This window comes from Burkholderia sp. HMSC10F09, from assembly GCF_001806955.1.
Lineage (GTDB): Bacteria > Pseudomonadota > Gammaproteobacteria > Burkholderiales > Burkholderiaceae > Burkholderia > Burkholderia multivorans.
Genome location: NZ_KV786558.1, coordinates 42,975 through 60,147, shown reverse-complemented (window position 1 = coordinate 60,147; position 17,173 = coordinate 42,975). Strand labels below are relative to the sequence as shown.

Annotated in this window: 16 protein-coding genes; 15 read left to right on the top strand and 1 reads right to left on the bottom strand. The window is 68.2% G+C overall.

Annotated features, from left to right (window positions below):
* The first annotated feature begins 2 nt into the window (after positions 1-2).
* The 14 genes from HMPREF3115_RS04750 to HMPREF3115_RS04685 are packed head-to-tail and all read left to right on the top strand — an operon-like array spanning position 3 to position 14,894.
* On the top strand, positions 3-638 hold the full coding sequence (locus HMPREF3115_RS04750) for a COG4648 family protein (protein ID WP_070553554.1): 636 nt from the start codon (positions 3-5) through the stop codon (positions 636-638).
* Positions 635-2,326, top strand: coding sequence for an ApeI family dehydratase (locus tag HMPREF3115_RS04745; protein ID WP_070553552.1), 1,692 nt, complete (start codon positions 635-637; stop codon positions 2,324-2,326). The genes HMPREF3115_RS04750 and HMPREF3115_RS04745 overlap by 4 nt, the downstream gene beginning before the upstream one ends.
* Positions 2,323-4,029 (top strand): glycosyltransferase family 2 protein, encoded by a 1,707-nt coding sequence (locus HMPREF3115_RS04740; RefSeq protein WP_070553551.1) that lies wholly within the window; start codon positions 2,323-2,325, stop codon positions 4,027-4,029. Before HMPREF3115_RS04745 ends, HMPREF3115_RS04740 begins: the two co-directional genes overlap by 4 nt.
* The gene (gene hutH / locus HMPREF3115_RS04735; RefSeq protein WP_070553564.1) at positions 4,016-5,614 is read left to right on the top strand and encodes an HAL/PAL/TAL family ammonia-lyase; all 1,599 of its coding nucleotides are present in this window, start codon (positions 4,016-4,018) and stop codon (positions 5,612-5,614) included. The genes HMPREF3115_RS04740 and hutH overlap by 14 nt, the downstream gene beginning before the upstream one ends.
* Positions 5,611-6,039 carry an acyl-CoA thioesterase gene (locus HMPREF3115_RS04730; protein WP_006403741.1) on the top strand — a complete coding sequence of 143 codons (429 nt, stop codon included), beginning with the start codon at positions 5,611-5,613 and terminating at the stop codon, positions 6,037-6,039. The genes hutH and HMPREF3115_RS04730 overlap by 4 nt, the downstream gene beginning before the upstream one ends.
* Positions 6,030-6,704 (top strand): outer membrane lipoprotein carrier protein LolA, encoded by a 675-nt coding sequence (locus tag HMPREF3115_RS04725; RefSeq protein ID WP_070553549.1) that lies wholly within the window; start codon positions 6,030-6,032, stop codon positions 6,702-6,704. The genes HMPREF3115_RS04730 and HMPREF3115_RS04725 overlap by 10 nt, the downstream gene beginning before the upstream one ends.
* Positions 6,704-9,115, top strand: coding sequence for an MMPL family transporter (locus HMPREF3115_RS04720; RefSeq protein ID WP_070553547.1), 2,412 nt, complete (start codon positions 6,704-6,706; stop codon positions 9,113-9,115). Before HMPREF3115_RS04725 ends, HMPREF3115_RS04720 begins: the two co-directional genes overlap by 1 nt.
* Entirely contained in the window at positions 9,112-10,299 is a 1,188-nt protein-coding gene (locus HMPREF3115_RS04715; protein WP_006403738.1) for a beta-ketoacyl-[acyl-carrier-protein] synthase family protein, read from the top strand. Before HMPREF3115_RS04720 ends, HMPREF3115_RS04715 begins: the two co-directional genes overlap by 4 nt.
* Before the next feature lies 1 nt (position 10,300).
* On the top strand, positions 10,301-10,804 hold the full coding sequence (locus HMPREF3115_RS04710) for a hotdog family protein (RefSeq protein ID WP_035946987.1): 504 nt from the start codon (positions 10,301-10,303) through the stop codon (positions 10,802-10,804).
* Positions 10,801-11,526: a 3-ketoacyl-ACP reductase FabG2 gene (locus HMPREF3115_RS04705; RefSeq protein ID WP_070553545.1), complete on the top strand. Its 726-nt coding sequence runs from the start codon at positions 10,801-10,803 to the stop codon at positions 11,524-11,526. Before HMPREF3115_RS04710 ends, HMPREF3115_RS04705 begins: the two co-directional genes overlap by 4 nt.
* Positions 11,526-12,755, top strand: a complete 1,230-nt coding sequence (locus tag HMPREF3115_RS04700) for a beta-ketoacyl-ACP synthase (RefSeq protein WP_053298631.1) — start codon at positions 11,526-11,528, stop codon at positions 12,753-12,755. The genes HMPREF3115_RS04705 and HMPREF3115_RS04700 overlap by 1 nt, the downstream gene beginning before the upstream one ends.
* Positions 12,752-13,990 (top strand): beta-ketoacyl synthase N-terminal-like domain-containing protein, encoded by a 1,239-nt coding sequence (locus HMPREF3115_RS04695; protein ID WP_070553544.1) that lies wholly within the window; start codon positions 12,752-12,754, stop codon positions 13,988-13,990. The genes HMPREF3115_RS04700 and HMPREF3115_RS04695 overlap by 4 nt, the downstream gene beginning before the upstream one ends.
* A 32-nt stretch (positions 13,991-14,022) precedes the next feature.
* Positions 14,023-14,448, top strand: a complete 426-nt coding sequence (locus HMPREF3115_RS04690) for a YbjQ family protein (RefSeq protein WP_065495071.1) — start codon at positions 14,023-14,025, stop codon at positions 14,446-14,448.
* An 11-nt stretch (positions 14,449-14,459) separates the two neighbouring features.
* On the top strand, positions 14,460-14,894 hold the full coding sequence (locus HMPREF3115_RS04685; RefSeq protein WP_035947002.1) for an excinuclease ABC subunit A: 435 nt from the start codon (positions 14,460-14,462) through the stop codon (positions 14,892-14,894).
* 44 nt (positions 14,895-14,938) lie between these two features.
* Here the strand turns inward: HMPREF3115_RS04685 and HMPREF3115_RS04680 are convergent, their stop codons facing one another.
* Entirely contained in the window at positions 14,939-15,658 is a 720-nt protein-coding gene (locus HMPREF3115_RS04680; RefSeq protein ID WP_006403731.1) for a class I SAM-dependent methyltransferase, read from the bottom strand.
* Between the two features lie 108 nt (positions 15,659-15,766).
* On the opposite strand from HMPREF3115_RS04680, the gene HMPREF3115_RS04675 reads away from it, so the two are divergent.
* The gene (locus HMPREF3115_RS04675; protein WP_070553542.1) at positions 15,767-17,014 is read left to right on the top strand and encodes an NAD(P)/FAD-dependent oxidoreductase; all 1,248 of its coding nucleotides are present in this window, start codon (positions 15,767-15,769) and stop codon (positions 17,012-17,014) included.
* The last annotated feature ends 159 nt before the right edge of the window (positions 17,015-17,173 follow it).

Sequence of the window (17,173 nt, the reverse complement as noted above, 5' to 3'; positions counted from 1 at the left end):
CGATGGCAGCGGCCGGCATGCGGGCGGCGACGGGTGCGGCATGGCCGCGCCGCGCGGGCGTCGCGGCGAGGGTGGCGCTCGCCGTCGCCTATCCGCTCGTCATCCTGTTTGCGTGGCACGGCATGTCGCCGCGTTATGTCGGCTGCCTGCTGGTCGCGCTGCTGTGGCTGCAGCGCACGCTCGGCAAGGGCGCGCTGACGGCGGCGCTCAAACGGCTCACCACGCTCGACTGGTACGTGGCCGGTGCATTGACCGCGTTGTCGGCCGCGATTGCCGTGACCGATAGCGAACGGCTGCTTCATTTCTATCCCGCCTGCGTCAGTGCCGGCCTGCTCGCTGCGTTCGGCGCGACGCTGCGGCGCGGCCCGACCATGATCGAAAAATTCGCACGGCTGGCCCATCCCGAGCCGGGCCCCGAGATCGTCCGGTATACGCGGCGCGTCACGCAGCTCTGGTGTGTGTTCTTCATCGCAAACGGCGGCTTTTCCGTCTATACGGCGCTGTACTGGAGCAGTGCGTCGTGGGCCGTCTACAACGGGTTGATCGCGTATCTGCTGATCGGCGCGCTGCTGGTCGGCGAGTGGCTGTGGCGAACCTTCGTCGTCGCGGCGATGCGGAAACGGGCGGGTCTCGCATGATCGCGCTACACGAGATGCTGTGTGCCGACGCCGACAGCGGCGTGGCAGTCTGTCGTGACGGCAACGAGGTGCTGACGCTCGGCGATCTGCGCGCGTGCGCGGATGCCATCGCGCAGGCGGTGCAGGAGTATGGTGCACGACGCGTCGCGATCTGCACAGACGATCCGTACACGTTCGCCTGTGCGCTGTTCGGCGTCGCGGCGGCGCGCGCGGAGGTCGTGATCCCGGCCAGCCATGCGCCCGGTTATCTCGACGATCTGGCCCACGCATACGATCTGATGCTCGACGCGTCGACGCTCGCTACCTGCATGCGCGACGCGAAACCGGCGGCCGCTGCCGTTGCTCGCACGATCGAGGCCGCCGCGCCTGTGACGCTTTATACGTCGGGCAGCAGCGGCACGGCGAAGTCCGTACGAAAGTCGCTCGCGCAGCTCGATGCCGAGGTGCGCACGCTGCAGCGCGAATGGGCGGACAGCGTAGGGACGGCCGTGACGCTGTCGAGCGTTCCCCATCACCACATCTACGGGCTGCTCTTCAGGATTCTGTGGCCGCTCGCGGCCGGTCGCGCGTTCGACCGGATCTCGGTGCTCGAGCCGCTGCAGCTGCAGCAGCGGCTGGCCGCATACGGCGGCGGTATCGTCGTTTCCACGCCGTCGCAGTTGATGCGCTGGCCGTCGTTGCCCGGTTTCCCGATGCAGGCGCCCGCGCCTTGCGCGTTCTTCTCGTCGGGCGGCCCGCTGCCGGCCGACGCGGCGACGGCCTATTCGAAAGCCTTCGGCGCGGCGCCGCTCGAGATCTTCGGCAGCACCGAAACCGGCGGCATTGCCTGGCGGCGCCAGGACGGCTCGGCGGCATGGCAGCCGCTGACGGGCGTCGAGGTGCGCTGCGACGAAGACGGCGCGTTGTGCGTTCGCTCCGCTCATCTCGGCCACGATCGCTGGCATCGCACCGACGACACCGCGCGATTCGACGCGCAGGGGCGCTTCGTGCTCGCGGGACGACGCGATCGCGTCGTCAAGCTGGACGGCAAGCGCGTGTCGCTGCCCGAACTCGAGGCGCGCCTGCTGACGCACGCCTACGTCGAGCAGGCGGCGGCTGTCGTGATCGACGGTGCGACGCGCGCGCATGTGGGCGTCGTTGCCGTATTGACGGCGGCGGGGCGCGACGCGCTCGCCGCGGACGGACGGCTGGCCGTTGCGACGACCTTGCGCCACTCGCTCGGCGCCTATTTCGACGCGGCCGCGTTGCCGCGTCACTGGCGGTTCCTGCATGCGATGCCGTTCGATGCGCGCGGCAAACTGCCGGCCGCCGCACTCGCAGCAGCGTTCAGGGCCGCGCCCGAGGGCTTCGAGCTGCTCGCGTCCTGGCAAGCCGACGACGCGTTGCATTACGAACTGCGCGTGCCTGCCGCGCTCGCGCATTTCGAAGGACACTTTCCGGGGCTGCCGATCCTGCCGGGCGTCGTGCAAATCGACTGGGCGGCGCGCCTTGCGGCTCGCGAGATGCCCGGCGTGCGCGAAGTGCGCGCCATCGAGCACCTGAAGTTCAAGGCACCCGTGCTGCCGGGCGCCGTGCTCGCACTGCGCATCGCGCACGATCCCGTACGCAGCCGCGTGCGTTTCGCGTTCCGCTGCGACGAGCGCGAGTGCACGTCCGGCGCGCTCGTCTACGGTGCGGCTGCGCAATGAACGGCATCTGCATCGTCATTCCGATCTACAACCACCGCGACGCGATCGGCGGCACGTTGGCGCGCCTCGTCGTGCACGGTCTGCCGATTCTCGTGATCGACGACGGCAGCGACGCGCCGACGCAGCAGGTGCTCGCTGCGCTGGCGGCGCGCTATGCGGGCAGCGTGACGGTGCTGCGGCTGCCCGTGAACGGCGGAAAGGGCGCGGCCGTCATGGCCGGGCTGCGTGCGGCCCGCGCGCGCGGTTATCGGCACGCGATCCAGATCGATGCCGATGGCCAGCACGATGCGGCGGACGTGACGAAATTCGTCGCGGCCGCGCAGGCCGAGCCCGACGCGGTGATTCTCGGCCGGCCGCGTTTCGACGACAGCGTGCCGAAGGCGCGCCTGTACGGCCGCTATCTCACGCACGTGTGGGTATGGATCGAAACGCTGTCGCTCGACATTCCCGATGCGATGTGCGGATTTCGCCTTTATCCGGTCGATGCCGTCTGCGACGTGATCGACACGGTGTCGATGCCGACGCGGATGGCGTTCGACAGCGAGATATTGGTCCGTCTCCACTGGCGCGGCCTCGTGTTCAGGACGATCCCGACGCGCGTCGTCTACCCGGAAGACGGTGTATCGCATTTCGACGTCTGGCGCGACAACCTGCGCATCAGCGCAAGTCATACGCGGCTCGTCGCGGGCATGCTGGTACGCGCGCCGATACTCGTTGCCCGTCGTCTCGCCGGGCAGCGCGGCGCGTCGCCGGCCGCACGCACGCGCGCGTGGTGGCGCATTCCCGAACGCGGCAGCCGCGTCGGCATGGCGCTGCTCGCGCTCAGCTGTCGCTGGTTCGGTAAAACCTTCACGTCGCTCTGGCTGCATCCGATCGTCGGCTATTTCGTGCTGACGAATCGCGCCGCGCGTACCGCATCGCATGCGTACATCGCGCGGCTTCGCGACGCAGGCGCGACCGCCGTGCCGAAGCCGGGATGGCGCACCGCGTACCGTCACATGCTCGCGTTCGCACAGGCGGGGTTCGACAAGTTCGTCGCGTGGTCCGGCCGCCTCGACGAGCTCGACGTGCGTTTCGACGATTCGTCCGCATTCGATGCACTGGCGGCGAGCGGACGCGGTGCACTCGTGATCGGCGCGCATCTCGGCAATCTGGAAATGACGCGCGCGCTCGCGCTGCGCGATGCACACACGAAAGTCACGGCGATCGTCTACACCGAGCATGCGAAGCGCTTCACCGGCGTGCTGGCGGGCGCCAACAGCGACTTCGGCAAGCAGCTCGTCGAAGTGTCGGACTTCGGGCCCGATACGGCGATGATGATGCAGTCGCGTATCGACGCCGGCGAGTTGCTCGTCATCGTCGGCGACCGCGTGCCGCCGCACGATGCCGGCAAGACCGTCGATGCACGCTTTCTCGATGCGACGGCGCCGTTCGCGCAGGGTCCGTACATCCTCGCTCATGCGCTCGGTTGTCCCGTCTACCTATTCTTCTGCGTGAAGGAAGCGCGCGGCTACCGGCTCTATTTCGAGCCGTTCGCCGAGCGCATCGACTTGCCGCGCCGGGAACGCGCGACACACGTCGCGACATGGGCGCAGCGCTATGCCGCGCGGCTCGAATACTACTGCCGCAAGGCGCCGTACCAATGGTTCAATTTCTTCGATTTCTGGGCGCGGCCCGATGGAGGTCCGCGTGGCCGAACATGACATGAACGACGTCGCGGAAACCGCGGCCGGGAACGCGACGCGGCCGGCCGTCGTGATCGGCGGCCGGCATCTGACGATCGAGGACGTCGTGGCGATCGCTCGCGACGGTGCGCCGGTCGCGCTGAACGCGGACGGCGAATGGCGCGCGCGAATCGAGCGGGGCGCAGCGTGGCTGCGCGACTATCTCGCGAGCGGCGGCACCGTCTACGGCGTGACGACCGGGTACGGCGATGCGTGCGTGGTCGACGTGCCGCGCGCGCTCGTCGATGCGCTGCCGCTGCAACTGACGCGGTATCACGGATGCGGGATGGGCGACTGGCTCGATGCGACGCAGACGCTGTCCGTCATCGTGGCGCGGCTCAACTCGCTCGCTTTCGGCTATTCGGCCGTGCGCTTCACGTTGCTGGAGCGGCTGGCCGATCTCGTGAACCATCGCATCCTGCCGCGCATTCCGTCGGAAGGGTCGGTCGGCGCGAGCGGCGACCTGACACCGCTGTCGTATGTCGCCGCGGCGCTCGTGGGCGAGCGTACGGTCGTCTATGACGGCCGCGAGCGGAACGCGAGCGATGTCTGGCGCGCGCTCGATCGCGCGCCGCTGACGCTCGCGCCGAAGGAAGGGCTGGCGCTGATGAACGGCACCGCCGTCATGACCGGGCTGGCATGCCTCGCGTTCGCGCGCGCCGACTATTTGACGCGCGTGGCCGCGCGGCTGACCGCATTGACGACGGTTGCGCTCGACGGCCGTGCCGGGCACTTCGATGCGCGGCTGTTCGATGCGAAGCCGCACGCGGGGCAGGCCGAAGCGGCGGCGTGGATACGCGCCGATCTGGCCGAGCGCGACGAACTGCCCGGACGTCGTCTGCAGGATCGCTATTCGGTCCGATGCGCGCCGCACGTGATCGGCGTGGCGCGCGACGCGCTGTCGTGGATGCGCCGCGATATCGAGAACGAACTGAACAGCGCGAACGACAACCCGCTCGTCGTTCCGGACGACGGTTGCGTGCTGCATGGCGGCAATTTCTACGGCGGCCACATCGCGTTCGCGATGGACGCGCTCAAAACCGCGGTGGCCAATCTCGCGGATCTCATGGACCGGCAACTCGCGCTGCTCGTCGACGACAAGTTCAACAACGGGCTGCCGCGCAACCTGACGGGCGCCGCACCCGAGCGCGCGGCGATCAACCACGGTTTCAAGGCGGTGCAGATCTCGTCGTCGGCGTGGACGGCGGAGGCATTGAAACTGACGATGCCGGCGAGCGTGTTCTCGCGCTCGACCGAGTCGCACAATCAGGACAAGGTCAGCATGGGTACGATCGCCGCACGCGACTGCCTGCGTGTGCTGGCGCTGACCGAGCAAGTGGCCGCGGCACACGTGCTCGCGAGCGTGCAGGCCGCGCGTCTGCGGTTGCGCGACGACCCAGATACACAGCTTTCGCCCGCGCTTCGTGCGTTCATCGACGACGTGAGCAGCCAATCGCCGCTCGTGATCGAGGACCGCCCGCTCGAGGCGGAGTTGCGTGCGTTGACCGCACGCATCGCGGCATGCGAGCCGATCGGCGCATCTCGGCGAGGGGGCGCGGCATGAACGCATCCCGTGCGCCGCTGAGCGCGACCGCGCGCGTCGAAGTGCTGTTCCACGATGTCGATGCGATGAACGTCTGCTGGCATGGCCATTACCTGAAGTACTTCGAAAGCAGCCGCGCCGCGCTGCTGCGGATGATCGACTACGACTATCCGGCGATGCTGGCGTCGGGCTACGTCTGGCCGGTCGTGGAGGCCCATCTGAAGTACGTCCGGTCCGCGCATTACGGCCAGCAGCTGGACGTGCGCGCGACGCTGCTCGAGTTCGAGAACCGGTTGAAGATCGGTTACGAAATCGTCGACGCGGCTTCCGGCGAGCGTTTGACGAAGGGTTATACGGTGCAACTGGCGGTCGATGCGGCGACGCGCGAACTGCAGTTCGTGTCGCCGCCGGCGCTGATCGAAAGGGTGCATGCGCAATGGAACTGAATCGGCGCCGCAGACGGTTTGCGACGACGCTGTTGGTCGCGTGCGCGATGTCGGCGGGCGGCGCGGCGACGGCCGCGCCGACGCCTGCACCGGCCACGGCATCGCGGCCCGCGACGACCGCGCTCGTCTCCGAGATCGCCGCGCGGCTCGCGCGGGTCGGCGCGCTTCGCGCGGACTTTCGGCAGACACAAACCTTGCCCGCGATGAAGCGGCCGCTCGTCAGTACGGGGTCGATGCTGTTCGATCGCCGGTCGGGCGTCGTCTGGCGGATCGACACGCCGTACAAGGCGACTTACGTCATCACCGATAGCGGCGTGCGCGAGGTCGGTGCGGACGGACGTGTCGTCGCGCCCGGCAACGGCGGTCGCGGCGTCGCGCAGGTGTCGCGCATGATGCGCGACATGCTGGGCGGCGACCTGTCGGCGCTGTATTCGCAGTTCGACGTCGACGCGAGCGGCACGCCGGACCAATGGCGGATGACGTTGCGGCCGAATCAGCCGCAACTGGCGCAGGCGCTGCGTACGCTCGAAATGCGTGGCGGCGCTTATCTCGAGCGGCTCGACATGACGTTTAGCAACGGCAACGTGACCGTGCTCGAATTCGAGCGTGCGACGCCCGTCGCCGCGCCCGCCGCCGCCGAGCGCGCGTGGCTGGAGGCGCGGTAATGAACGTGACGCGCGACGTTGCCGGCACGGCGCGCGAACGCGCGCGGCGGCGCCTGCTGTGCGCCGCCTGGCTGCTCGTCACGCTGGTCGCGGTGCTGTACATCGGGTGGCGTTTCATCAGTGGCCCGGTGCCGCTGCAGACGAACCTGCTCGCGCTGCTGCCGGCTACCGAAGCGAATCCGGTCGCGGAGCGCGCCGTCGACATGCTCGGCGAGGCGCTCGGCAATCGCACCGTCTACCTCGTGTCCGACGCGGACGCGGCGCGCGCGAAGGCCGCCGCGAAGCGGTTCGGCGAGCGGCTCGGCGCCAGCGCTGCGTTCCGTTCGGTGACGGTCGAGGTACCGCCGTTCGACCTGTCGCAGATCGCGGCCACCTACCTGCCGGCCCGCTTCGGTTTGTTGACGGACGCGGATCGCCGATCGCTCGAGCAGCGCGCTGCGCCGCTTGGCGAGCAGCTCGCGCGGCGGCTTTACGCGCCGCCCGGCGACGGCTTGCAGACCGCGGTGGCCGACGATCCATTCGGCTGGCTGCAGCACTGGCTCGGCAAGTTGCCGCTCGCCGCATCCGACCTGTCGCTCGAGGACGGCATGCTGGTGTCGCATCGCGGCGGCGCGACGGGCGTCCTCGTGATGGCGTCGCTGCCGGGCTCGGCGTACGAATCGAAGATTCAGCACGCGGTGCGGGCCGCGACGGCCGATGCGGAGCACGCGCTCGCTGTCGAATTTCGCGGCGTGCGCGTCGACCGTGCCGGCGCCGTCTTCTATGCGGAAGCCGCGCGTGCGAGTGCCGAGCGCGACGTGCACGTGATCGGCGCGGTGTCGCTCGTCGGCATCGCGCTGCTGATGATGAGCGTGTTCCGCTCGCCGCGGCTGCTGATGCTCGCGTTTGCGTCGACCGCATTCGGCATCGTCTGCGCGCTCGCGGCGACGTTGTTCATCTTCGGCAAGCTGCATCTGCTGACGCTGGTGTTCGGCGTGAGCCTGATCGGCGAGGCCGTCGACTATTCGATCCAGTACTTCGTCGCCTACTTGTCGGCGGGGCGGCAATGGGATGCGCGGCGCGGTGCGGCCGCGGTCCGGCCGGCGCTCGCGGTCGCGCTTGCGACGAGCCTGCTCGGTTACGCGATTCTCGCGTGGGTGCCGTTCCCCGCGCTCAAGCAGATCGCGTGCTTCGCGATCGTCGGGATTCTCGCTGCGTTCGCGGCCGTGACCGGCTTTCTGCCGCTCGTGCTCGTGCGCGGACCGCGCCGCGTGCCGTCGGCTATTTTCTCGCGCGCGGCGCGCCTGCTGGCCGGATGGCAATCGCTGCTGACGGGCCGGCGCGCGGCGATCGCGACGGTGCTGGTCGCGTTGATCGCGATCCCCGGCTGGGCCGCGTTGACGAGCGACGACGACGTTCATCTGCTGATCCAGCGCGATCCCGATCTCGCACGCCAGGAAAACGCGATTCGCGCGGCGATCGGGCTCGCGAATACCGCGCAGTTTTTCGTCGTCGAGGGCGCGTCGCAGGAGGCCGTGCTCCAACGCTCGGAGGCGCTGCTCGCCGCGCTCGATCGACACGAGGCCGGCCGCGTGCAGTCGATCGCGACGTTCGTGCCGTCGGCAAAGCGCCAGGCGCTCGATCGGACCGTGCTCGGCACGCGCGTATTCGCTGATGCGGCCGCGCTGCGCGCCGCGCTGACGCAAGCGGGCTTTCGCGACGATGTCGCCGATGCATGGATTCACGCGTTTTCGCGCGACGCGTCGACGAGGATGACGGTCGACGCGTGGCTGGCGGCACGCTGGTCGGCACCGTTCCGGCATTTGTGGCTCGGCCGCGTCGAAGGCAGCGGCGGTCCGGTCTTCGCGGCACTGGCGATTCCGGAGCGCGTCGACCCGGCGCGGGCGGCGACGTTCGCGGCGCTCGCGCGCGAGCTGCCGGGCGTGTCGTGGGTCGACAAGGCCGCGAGCGTGTCGAACCTGTTCGGTGCGTATCGCGTCGACAGCGGCCTCTGGCTGGCCGGCGCACTGGTCGTGATCCTCGCGTTGCTCGCGTGGCGCTATGGTCTGCGCGGCGGTATCGCAACGACGCTGCCGGTCGTGTTCGCGATCGCGCTGACGCTGGCGGCGTTCGGCTACGCGCGGGTGCCGCTCACGCTGTTCAACTGGCTCGCGCTGATGCTGGTGCTCGGCGTCGGCGCGAACTACGCCGTGTTCCTGCGCGAAGGATGCACGCGGGACAAGGCCGGCATCGGCGCGGTATGGACCGGCGTGCTGCTCTCGGCCGCGACGACGCTGTTGTCGTTCGGCATGCTCGGCGCGAGCACGATGCCCGCGCTGCGCAGCTTCGGCACGACGCTCGCGCTGGGCATCGTTTTTTCGGTGCTGTTCGCACCGCTCGCTACGCCATCGATGAAGGAGCGCCGCGCATGAATTCGACGCGCACGCCGGTCTACCTGTCCGCGCCCGGCATGATCAACGCGCTCGGCGCAACGACCGAGGACATCGTCGCCGCATTGCGCGCCGGCACCGCGCCGGGCATGGGACCGCGCAGCGATGTCGCGGGCGGCGGCTGGGTCGGCCGCGCGGTTTCGACGCTCGACATCGCGCCGCCCGCAACGCTTGCGCACTTCGACTGCCGGAACAACCGGCTGCTGCTCGCGGCGCTCGCGCAGATCAGGCCCGGCATCGACGCCGCGATCGAGCGCTACGGCGCACGGCGGATCGGCGTCGTGATCGGCACGAGCACGTCCGGCATTCAGGCGGCCGAGCATGCGCTCGCGCAGCGCGCCGCGACCGGCGCGATGCCGCCCGGCTTCGACTATCGCCAGATGGAAATCGGCACGGCCGCGCCGTTCGTGCGCGCGGTGCTCGGCGTGACGGGACCTGCCTACACGCTGTCGACGGCCTGTACGTCGAGTGCGAAGGCCTTCGCGGCCGCGCGGCGGCTGTTGCGATTGAAGCTGTGCGACGCGGTCGTCGTCGGCGGCGCGGATTCGCTGTGCGAGCTGACGTTGCAGGGCTTCGCATCGCTCGAATCGGTCAGCCCGACGCGGACCAATCCGATGAGCCGCAACCGCAACGGCATCAATATCGGTGAGGGCGCCGCGCTGTTCCTGATGGGCCGCGACGAAACCGCGGTTCGTTTGGCCGGCGTCGGCGAATCGAGCGATGCGCATCATATCTCGGCGCCCGATCCGGCCGGCCACGGCGCAGAGGACGCGCTGCGCGCGGCGCTCGCCGACGCGGGCGTCGCGTCGTCCGCGATCGGCTACCTGAACCTGCACGCGACGGCGACGCGGCTGAACGACGAGATGGAAGCGAACGTGACGGCGCGCGTGTTCCCGCACGGCGTGCCGGCAAGCGGCACCAAGCCGCTGACGGGGCACATGCTGGGCGCGGCCGGCGCGACGGAGCTCGGCTTCGCGTGGCTCGTGCTGGCACGCGGCATCCCGCTGCCGCGGCACCACTGGGACGGCGAGCACGACGCGGCGCTGCCGGCGCTCGATCTCGTCGACGGCGATCGCCATTTGGGCGGCGATGCAACGGGACGCTACGCGATGAGCAATTCGTTCGCTTTCGGCGGCAGCAATGCCAGCCTGATTCTGGGGGCGTGAGATGCATGCCGGATCGTTGATCGAGGCGCTGCACGGCGGCGCGGACATTCCCGTCGCGGACGTGCGCGATGTATTGCCGCATCGCGGCACGATGCTGCTGCTCGATGCGATCGAGCGCTGCTCGGAAAACGGTATCGAGACACGCGCCGTCGCGCGCAGCGACGCATGGTATGCCGACGGCGACGGCGCGATGCCGGCCTGGATCGGCATCGAACTGATGGCGCAGGCGATCGCCGCACATGTCGGTCTGCTTGCCGCGCATGCGGGCGGTCGCGCGAAACCGGGCGTGTTGCTCGGTGCGAACCGCTATGTCGCGCATCGCGCGCGGTTCGACGCGCAAACGACGCTGCACATCGTCGCGCGAGAACTGCTGCGCGGCGACGCGGGGCACGGTGCGTATGAATGCGCGATTTATGCGGAAGGCGAGTGTTGCGCGGAAGCCGTCGTCAAGGTGTACCAGCCGGACGATTTTCAATCTTTTATCGAAGGGAGCTTCAATTCATGACTCGGCGAGTTCTCGTGACAGGCGCGAGCCGCGGGATCGGCCGCGCCGTGGCGCTGCGCATCGCATCCGACGGCTTCGCGGTGACGGTGCATTGTCGCAGCGCGCGCGACGAGGCGGACGCGGTCGCCGCGATGATTCGCGCCCAGGGCGGCACGGCGAGCGTGCTGCAGTTCGACGTGCGCGATCGCGCGGCATGCCGGCGTGAACTCGAGGCCGACGTCGAAGCGAACGGCGCGTATTACGGCATCGTCTGCAACGCGGGCGTGACGCGGGACGGCGCGTTTCCGGCGCTCTCGGAGGAGGACTGGGACGTCGTGATCGAAACCGGTCTGGACGGGTTCTACAACGTCGTTCATCCGCTGACGATGCCGATGGTGCGACTGCGCAACGGCGGCCGTATCGTCACGATCGCGTCCGTGTCGGGTGTGACGGGCAATCGCGGCCAGGTCAATTACAGCGCCGCGAAGGCCGGCCTGATCGGTGCAACGAAGGCGCTCGCGGTCGAACTGGCGTCGCGAAAGATCACGGTCAATTGCGTCGCGCCCGGCCTCGTCGATACGGGGATGCTCGACGCCGTGCCGCTCGACCATGCATTGAAGGCGGTGCCGATGGGCCGCGTCGGCGAGCCCGACGAGGTCGCGGCGGTGGTCGGTTTCCTGATGTCGGACGCGGCGAGCTACGTCACGCGGCAGGTGATCGGCGTCAACGGCGGGATGGTGTGATGAAGCGAGTCGTGGTGACGGGGATGGGCGGCGTGACCGCCTTCGGTCAGAGCTGGCCCGAAATCGAGGCGCGTCTGCGCGACGGGCGCAATGCCGTGCGGCGGATGCCGGAATGGGACTGCTACGAAGCGCTGCATACGCGGCTCGCGTGTCCGCTGCCGGGCTTCGAGCTGCCGCACGCGTATCCGCGCAAGAAGACGCGTTCGATGGGGCCGGTGTCGATGTATGCGGTCAGGGCGAGCGAGCTTGCGCTGACGGACGCCGGCTTGATCGACGACCCCTCGATCCGCGACGGGCGCATGGGCGTCGCGTACGGATCGTCGTCGGGCTCCGTCGAACCGATCCGCGCATTCGGCACGATGATCGAGACGGGCTCGATGCGCGACGTCACGTCGAACAGCTACGTGCAGATGATGCCGCATACGACGGCCGTCAACGTCAGCCTGTTCTGGGATCTGAAAGGGCGCATCGTGCCGACGTCGTCGGCGTGCGCGTCCGGCAGTCAGGCGATCGGCTACGCGTACGAAGCGATCGCGACGGGCAAGCAGGCGCTGATGCTCGCAGGCGGGGCGGAAGAGTTGTCGGGGCCCGCGGTGGCCGTGTTCGATACGTTGTACGCGACCAGCACGCGCAACGATACGCCGAATCTGACGCCGCGTCCGTTCGATGCCGATCGCGACGGTCTGGTCGTCGGCGAAGGGGCGGCGACGCTCGTGCTGGAAGAGTACGACCACGCGATCGCACGCGGCGCGACGATTCATGCGGAGATCGTCGGCTTCGGCTGCAATTCGGATGGCGCGCACATCACGCAGCCGACCGCCGAAACGATGGCCGTCGCGATGCGCGTCGCACTGAACGACGCGCAGCTCGATGCCGATGCGATCGCGTACGTGAATGCGCACGGCACGTCGACCGATCGCGGCGACGTCGCGGAAAGTCATGCGACCGCGTCGGTGTTCGGCGAACGCATGCCGATCAGCTCGCTGAAGAGCTACGTGGGGCACACGCTCGGCGCATGCGGCGCGCTCGAAGCGTGGTGGACGATCGAGATGATGAAGCGCAACTGGTATGTGCCGACGCTCAATCTCGACACGGTCGATCCGGCGTGCGCGCCGCTCGACTATATCGTCGGCGATGCACGCCGCATCGACGCGGAATTCGTGATGAGCAACAACTTCGCGTTCGGCGGCATCAATACGTCGCTGATCTTCCGGCGGATGGCGGCGTGACGGCGTTCGGCAGCGAAGCGTCTCGCGTCGTCGTCACCGGGCTCGGCATCGTGTCGTGCCTCGGCAACACGCTCGACGACGTCGCGGCCGCGCTGCGCGCCGGGCGCTCGGGCGTGCGTCGTATCGAAACGTGGCGACAGCGCGGTTTTCGCAGCCAGGTCGCCGGTGCGGCGTCCGTCGAGGCGACCGAGCCGTTCTCGCGCAAGCACGAGCGCTTCATGGGCGACACCGCGCGCTTCGCGGCGCATGCGGCGGCGTTCGCGCTCGACGATGCGCGCCTCGATGCCGACGCGCTTCGTTCGCCGCGCGCGGGCGCGATCGTCGGCTCGGGCATCGGATCGATGGCCGAATACGACGACGCGATGGCGATCGCGACCCAGCGCGGCCTCGACAAGACGCCGCCCTATGTCGTTCCGAAGGCGATGAGCAGCACGGCGTCGGCGTGCATCGCGCAGCTGTTCGGCATCGGGGGCGTGTCCTATACGCCGGCTTCCGCATGCACGAGCGGCGCACTCGCGATCGGCCATGCGGCGCAGTTGATTCGCGCCGGCTGTCAGGACGTCGTCCTTGCGGGCGGAAGCGAGGCACTGCACGACAACATGACGCTGATGTTCGATGCGATGGGCGCGTTGTCGAGCGCGTTCAACGACACGCCGGACTGCGCATCGCGGCCGTATGCGCGCGACCGCGACGGCTTCGTGATTGCTTCGGGCGCGGGCATCCTCGTACTCGAATCGCTCACGCATGCGCGAGCCCGCGGTGCACGCATCTACGCGGAGATCGCCGGGTTCGGACAGTGCACGGACGATGCCGGCATGGCGACGCCTCACGCGCCGGGCATTGCGCGCGCGATGCGCATCGCGCTCGATGGCGGCGGCCCACGGCCCGACTACGTCAATACGCACGCACCCTCGACGCCGCTCGGCGACGTCGAGGAACTGAAGGCGCTCGGCGACGTGTTCGGCAGCGACGTGCCGGCGTTTTCGTCGACGAAAGGCATGACCGGTCATCCGCTCGGCGCGAGCGGTGCGCACGAAGCGATCTATACGCTCCTGATGATGCGTGACGGTTTCATCGCCGGTACGGCTGTCGGAAGCGACGCCGATCCGGCCGTCGCCGGCATGCCGCTCGTGCGCGACACGCGCGACGGCACGATCGAACGTGCGCTGTCGATTTCGTTCGGATTCGGCGGCAGCTGTGCAAGTGTGTTGTTGGACGCCTGGAAGGGCGATTGAAGTGAACCGACTGAGCTGAGAGGACGATAACAATGAAACACAAACGACATCTGGCCGGGATGTTGGCTGCGGCAGCGCTGCTGACGGGGTGCGGTACCGTGGTCCGCTCGTTGCCGCTGCCCGCTGCGGCAACGGCGCCCGACGCGAGCGGCGTCGCGGTCTATTTCGGCGCGCAGCCGCATCCGGAGGTCAAGACGAGTATCGGGCCGCGCGCCGAGTCGGTGCGCGTCCAGCGCGGCACGCAGGCGGAGCAGCAGACGTGCGAGCAGGCGCTGACCGAAGCGCTGAACCGCCTTCGCACGTATGCGAAGAATCATGGCGGCAATGCGGTCATCAACGTGACGACGCGGTTCCACAGCCAGCGTTCCGATTCGACGACCGAATACACCTGCGGCGTGAGCGGCGGTGCGGGCGCAATTGCCGTGTCGGGCGACGTCGTTCAACTGAACGCGCAATGACGGAGAAACGGATGAAATACGGTATGGCACTGGCGCTGGTCGGCGCGATCCTGACATCTTCGGCGGCCTATGCACGGGACACGATCGACAACTATCCGATCGAGTCCGCGCTGAAGAGCGACGAGGGCAAGCTCGACGATGGCGTCGCGCTCTATTTCGGCGATCAGCCGCACCCGCGCGTGCTCAAGTCGTACGGCACGTTTGCGACCAACAAGAAGACGAACGCGTTCGGCAAGAGCGACGAGGCGGCGTGCCGGCACGTGTTTCTGTCGGCCGTGCTCGAACTCCAGGCGCGTGCGCGCAAGGAGGGCGGCAATGCCGTCGTCGGCATCAAGAGCAACTACCGCAACGTGTTGCGCTCGAGCGAAACCGAATACACGTGCGGCGCCGGCGCCGTCATGGCCGGTGCGGCGCTGACCGGCGAGGTCGTGACGCTGAAACGCTGACCGGCAGCGCGCGGAAGGGGCCGCCGCACGGCGGCCTCGCCCATTCAGGCCGGCTTGCGCGCGGCGACGTTGACCAGCGTCTCGCGCCGCTTGCCGGGCTTCGGCGTATAGAGGCCGATGCGCTCGAGGAGCCCGAAGTCCTTCGCGCGGCTCCACCACAGGTACGGGAACGACACGTTGCGGGATTCGAACGCGAAGCCCGCATGACGCAGCATCGCCAGATAGCCGTCGGCGCTTTTCTGCACTTCCATCGGATGACGGAACAATAGCCTGATCACCCACGACTTGATGTACGCGTCGGTGGACTCCGCGAACAGCAGCAGTCCGCCCGGCTTCAGCACGCGGCGAAACTCGGCCAGCGCGCGGTCCTGATCGACGAGATGGTGGAAGGTCTGATGGCAGAACACGATGTCGACGCTCGAATCGGCGAGCGGAATGCGCGTGCAGTCCGCGTGATGCAGCTCGACCGGCGCAGCGCAACGATGCGCTTCCTGCGATGCATGCGCGAGCGAGTCGGCGTGGCAATCGATCCCGATGATTTTCCTGGGCGAGAACGCTTCGCTCAGCAGACGGAACGACTTGCCCTGACCGCAGCCGGCATCGAGGATCACCGCCGCGGGCGGAGGCGGCGCCGCGATCAGCTGCTTCAGATCGTCGATGGCGACCCTGAGCACATGGTGCTCCCAGGTATGCGTGCGAAGAAACCAGACGCCGAAGCGGGTTTCGGGAACATAGGCGGGAGCGTGCGTGCGGTAGGACGTCATGGTCTCTCGTTGGAATGTTGGATTTGTTGAGCGCCTATTGTAGTTTGCAACGCCGGATCGTGGCGTCACAAACATAAGAACACCATCCATGGAAACGAATTGGCAAGCATGAACGAAATGAAATCGAACTCCGTCGACGTCGCGATCATCGGAGCGGGGCCGTCCGGTGCCGTCGCGGCGGCGCTGCTGCGCAAGTGCGGCCGGTCCGTACTGGTGCTCGAGCGCCAGCACTTTCCGCGCTTTTCGATCGGAGAAAGCCTGCTGCCGCAGAGCATGTGCTATCTCGAAGAGGCCGGCATGCTGCAGGCCGTCGTCGAGGCCGGCTTTCAGTTCAAGAACGGCGCGTATTTCGTTCATCGCGACCGGACGTCGTCGTTCGATTTCCGCGAGAAGTTTTCCGACGGCTGGGGTACCGCCTATCAGGTCGAACGCGCGACGTTCGACGATCTGCTGATCCGCTGTGCGGCGAGCCAGGGCGCGGACGTGCGATTCGGGCATACCGTGCGCGCGTTTGAGCCCGGGGACATGCCGCGGTTCGACGTTGTCGACGAAGCGGGAAGCGAATACGCCGTAGAGGCGTCGTTCGTCCTCGATGCGAGCGGATTCGGCCGCGTGCTGCCGCGGCTGCTCGGGCTCGAGGCGCCGACCGGGCTGCCGACGCGCGCGGCTATCTTTTCGCACGTGCAGGACGGCCTGCCGGCCGGATCGACCGATCGCGACAAGATCTGCATTGCCGTGCATCCGGAGCGGCGCGACGTGTGGTTCTGGATGATCCCGCTGACGAACGGGCGCTCGTCGGTCGGTTGCGTGGCCGATGCGGCGTTTCTGGACGTGCCGGAGGCGCAGCAGGAATCGTTGTTGCGCGAACTGCTGCAGAGCGAGCCGACGCTCGCGCGGCTCGTCGGCAGCAAGCCGTTCGTGATGCCCGTGCGCCGTATCGCGGGCTATGCGTCGAACGTTGCGTCGCTGCACGGCCACGGCTATGCCTTGCTCGGCAACGCAGGCGAATTCCTCGATCCGATTTTCTCGTCCGGCGTGACGATCGCGATGCGCTCGGCCCATCTCGCCGTCGCCGCACTCGAACGGCAACTGCGCGGCGAGACGGTGGACTGGGCACGCGACTACGATCTCGCGTTGCGCAAGGGCATCGATACCTTCCGCGCGTTCGTCGAGCGCTGGTATTCAGGCGTGTTGCAGGACATCGTGTTTCATGAAGACAAGGCGTCCGAGGTGAAGCGCATGGTGTGCTCGATTCTGGCCGGCTACGCGTGGGACGAAGCGAATCCGTTCGTGCGTGAACCGGCGCGCGGCCTCGATCTGCTGGCCGAGATCTGTCGTTCGAACGCGGCGCGCTGATTGCTGCGCGCGGTCGCGGTGCCCGTCGGCGGAAAGGGATTTCCTTTCCGCGCGTAGCAAGACGGGCGCCTCATCGCTGCCGTTCGACCGTTCGCTCGATCGCTCGATTACGCTGTCGCGCGGACCGTTGCACGTCGACAGACAACGCGCGCCCGCACC

Excerpts from the sequence above, each read along its gene's own strand:
- HMPREF3115_RS04700 (WP_053298631.1), top strand. The coding sequence starts at position 11,526 with ATGAAGCGAGTCGTGGTGACGGGGATGGGCGGCGTGACCGCCTTCGGT.
- HMPREF3115_RS04745 (WP_070553552.1), top strand. The coding sequence starts at position 635 with ATGATCGCGCTACACGAGATGCTGTGTGCCGACGCCGACAGCGGCGTG.
- HMPREF3115_RS04750 (WP_070553554.1), top strand. The coding sequence starts at position 3 with ATGGCAGCGGCCGGCATGCGGGCGGCGACGGGTGCGGCATGGCCGCGC.
- HMPREF3115_RS04720 (WP_070553547.1), top strand. The coding sequence starts at position 6,704 with ATGAACGTGACGCGCGACGTTGCCGGCACGGCGCGCGAACGCGCGCGG.
- HMPREF3115_RS04710 (WP_035946987.1), top strand. The coding sequence starts at position 10,301 with ATGCATGCCGGATCGTTGATCGAGGCGCTGCACGGCGGCGCGGACATT.
- HMPREF3115_RS04680 (WP_006403731.1), bottom strand. The coding sequence starts at position 15,658 with ATGACGTCCTACCGCACGCACGCTCCCGCCTATGTTCCCGAAACCCGC.
- HMPREF3115_RS04690 (WP_065495071.1), top strand. The coding sequence starts at position 14,023 with ATGAAACACAAACGACATCTGGCCGGGATGTTGGCTGCGGCAGCGCTG.
- HMPREF3115_RS04685 (WP_035947002.1), top strand. The coding sequence starts at position 14,460 with ATGAAATACGGTATGGCACTGGCGCTGGTCGGCGCGATCCTGACATCT.
- HMPREF3115_RS04715 (WP_006403738.1), top strand. The coding sequence starts at position 9,112 with ATGAATTCGACGCGCACGCCGGTCTACCTGTCCGCGCCCGGCATGATC.
- HMPREF3115_RS04740 (WP_070553551.1), top strand. The coding sequence starts at position 2,323 with ATGAACGGCATCTGCATCGTCATTCCGATCTACAACCACCGCGACGCG.
- HMPREF3115_RS04675 (WP_070553542.1), top strand. The coding sequence starts at position 15,767 with ATGAACGAAATGAAATCGAACTCCGTCGACGTCGCGATCATCGGAGCG.
- HMPREF3115_RS04725 (WP_070553549.1), top strand. The coding sequence starts at position 6,030 with ATGGAACTGAATCGGCGCCGCAGACGGTTTGCGACGACGCTGTTGGTC.
- HMPREF3115_RS04705 (WP_070553545.1), top strand. The coding sequence starts at position 10,801 with ATGACTCGGCGAGTTCTCGTGACAGGCGCGAGCCGCGGGATCGGCCGC.
- HMPREF3115_RS04730 (WP_006403741.1), top strand. The coding sequence starts at position 5,611 with ATGAACGCATCCCGTGCGCCGCTGAGCGCGACCGCGCGCGTCGAAGTG.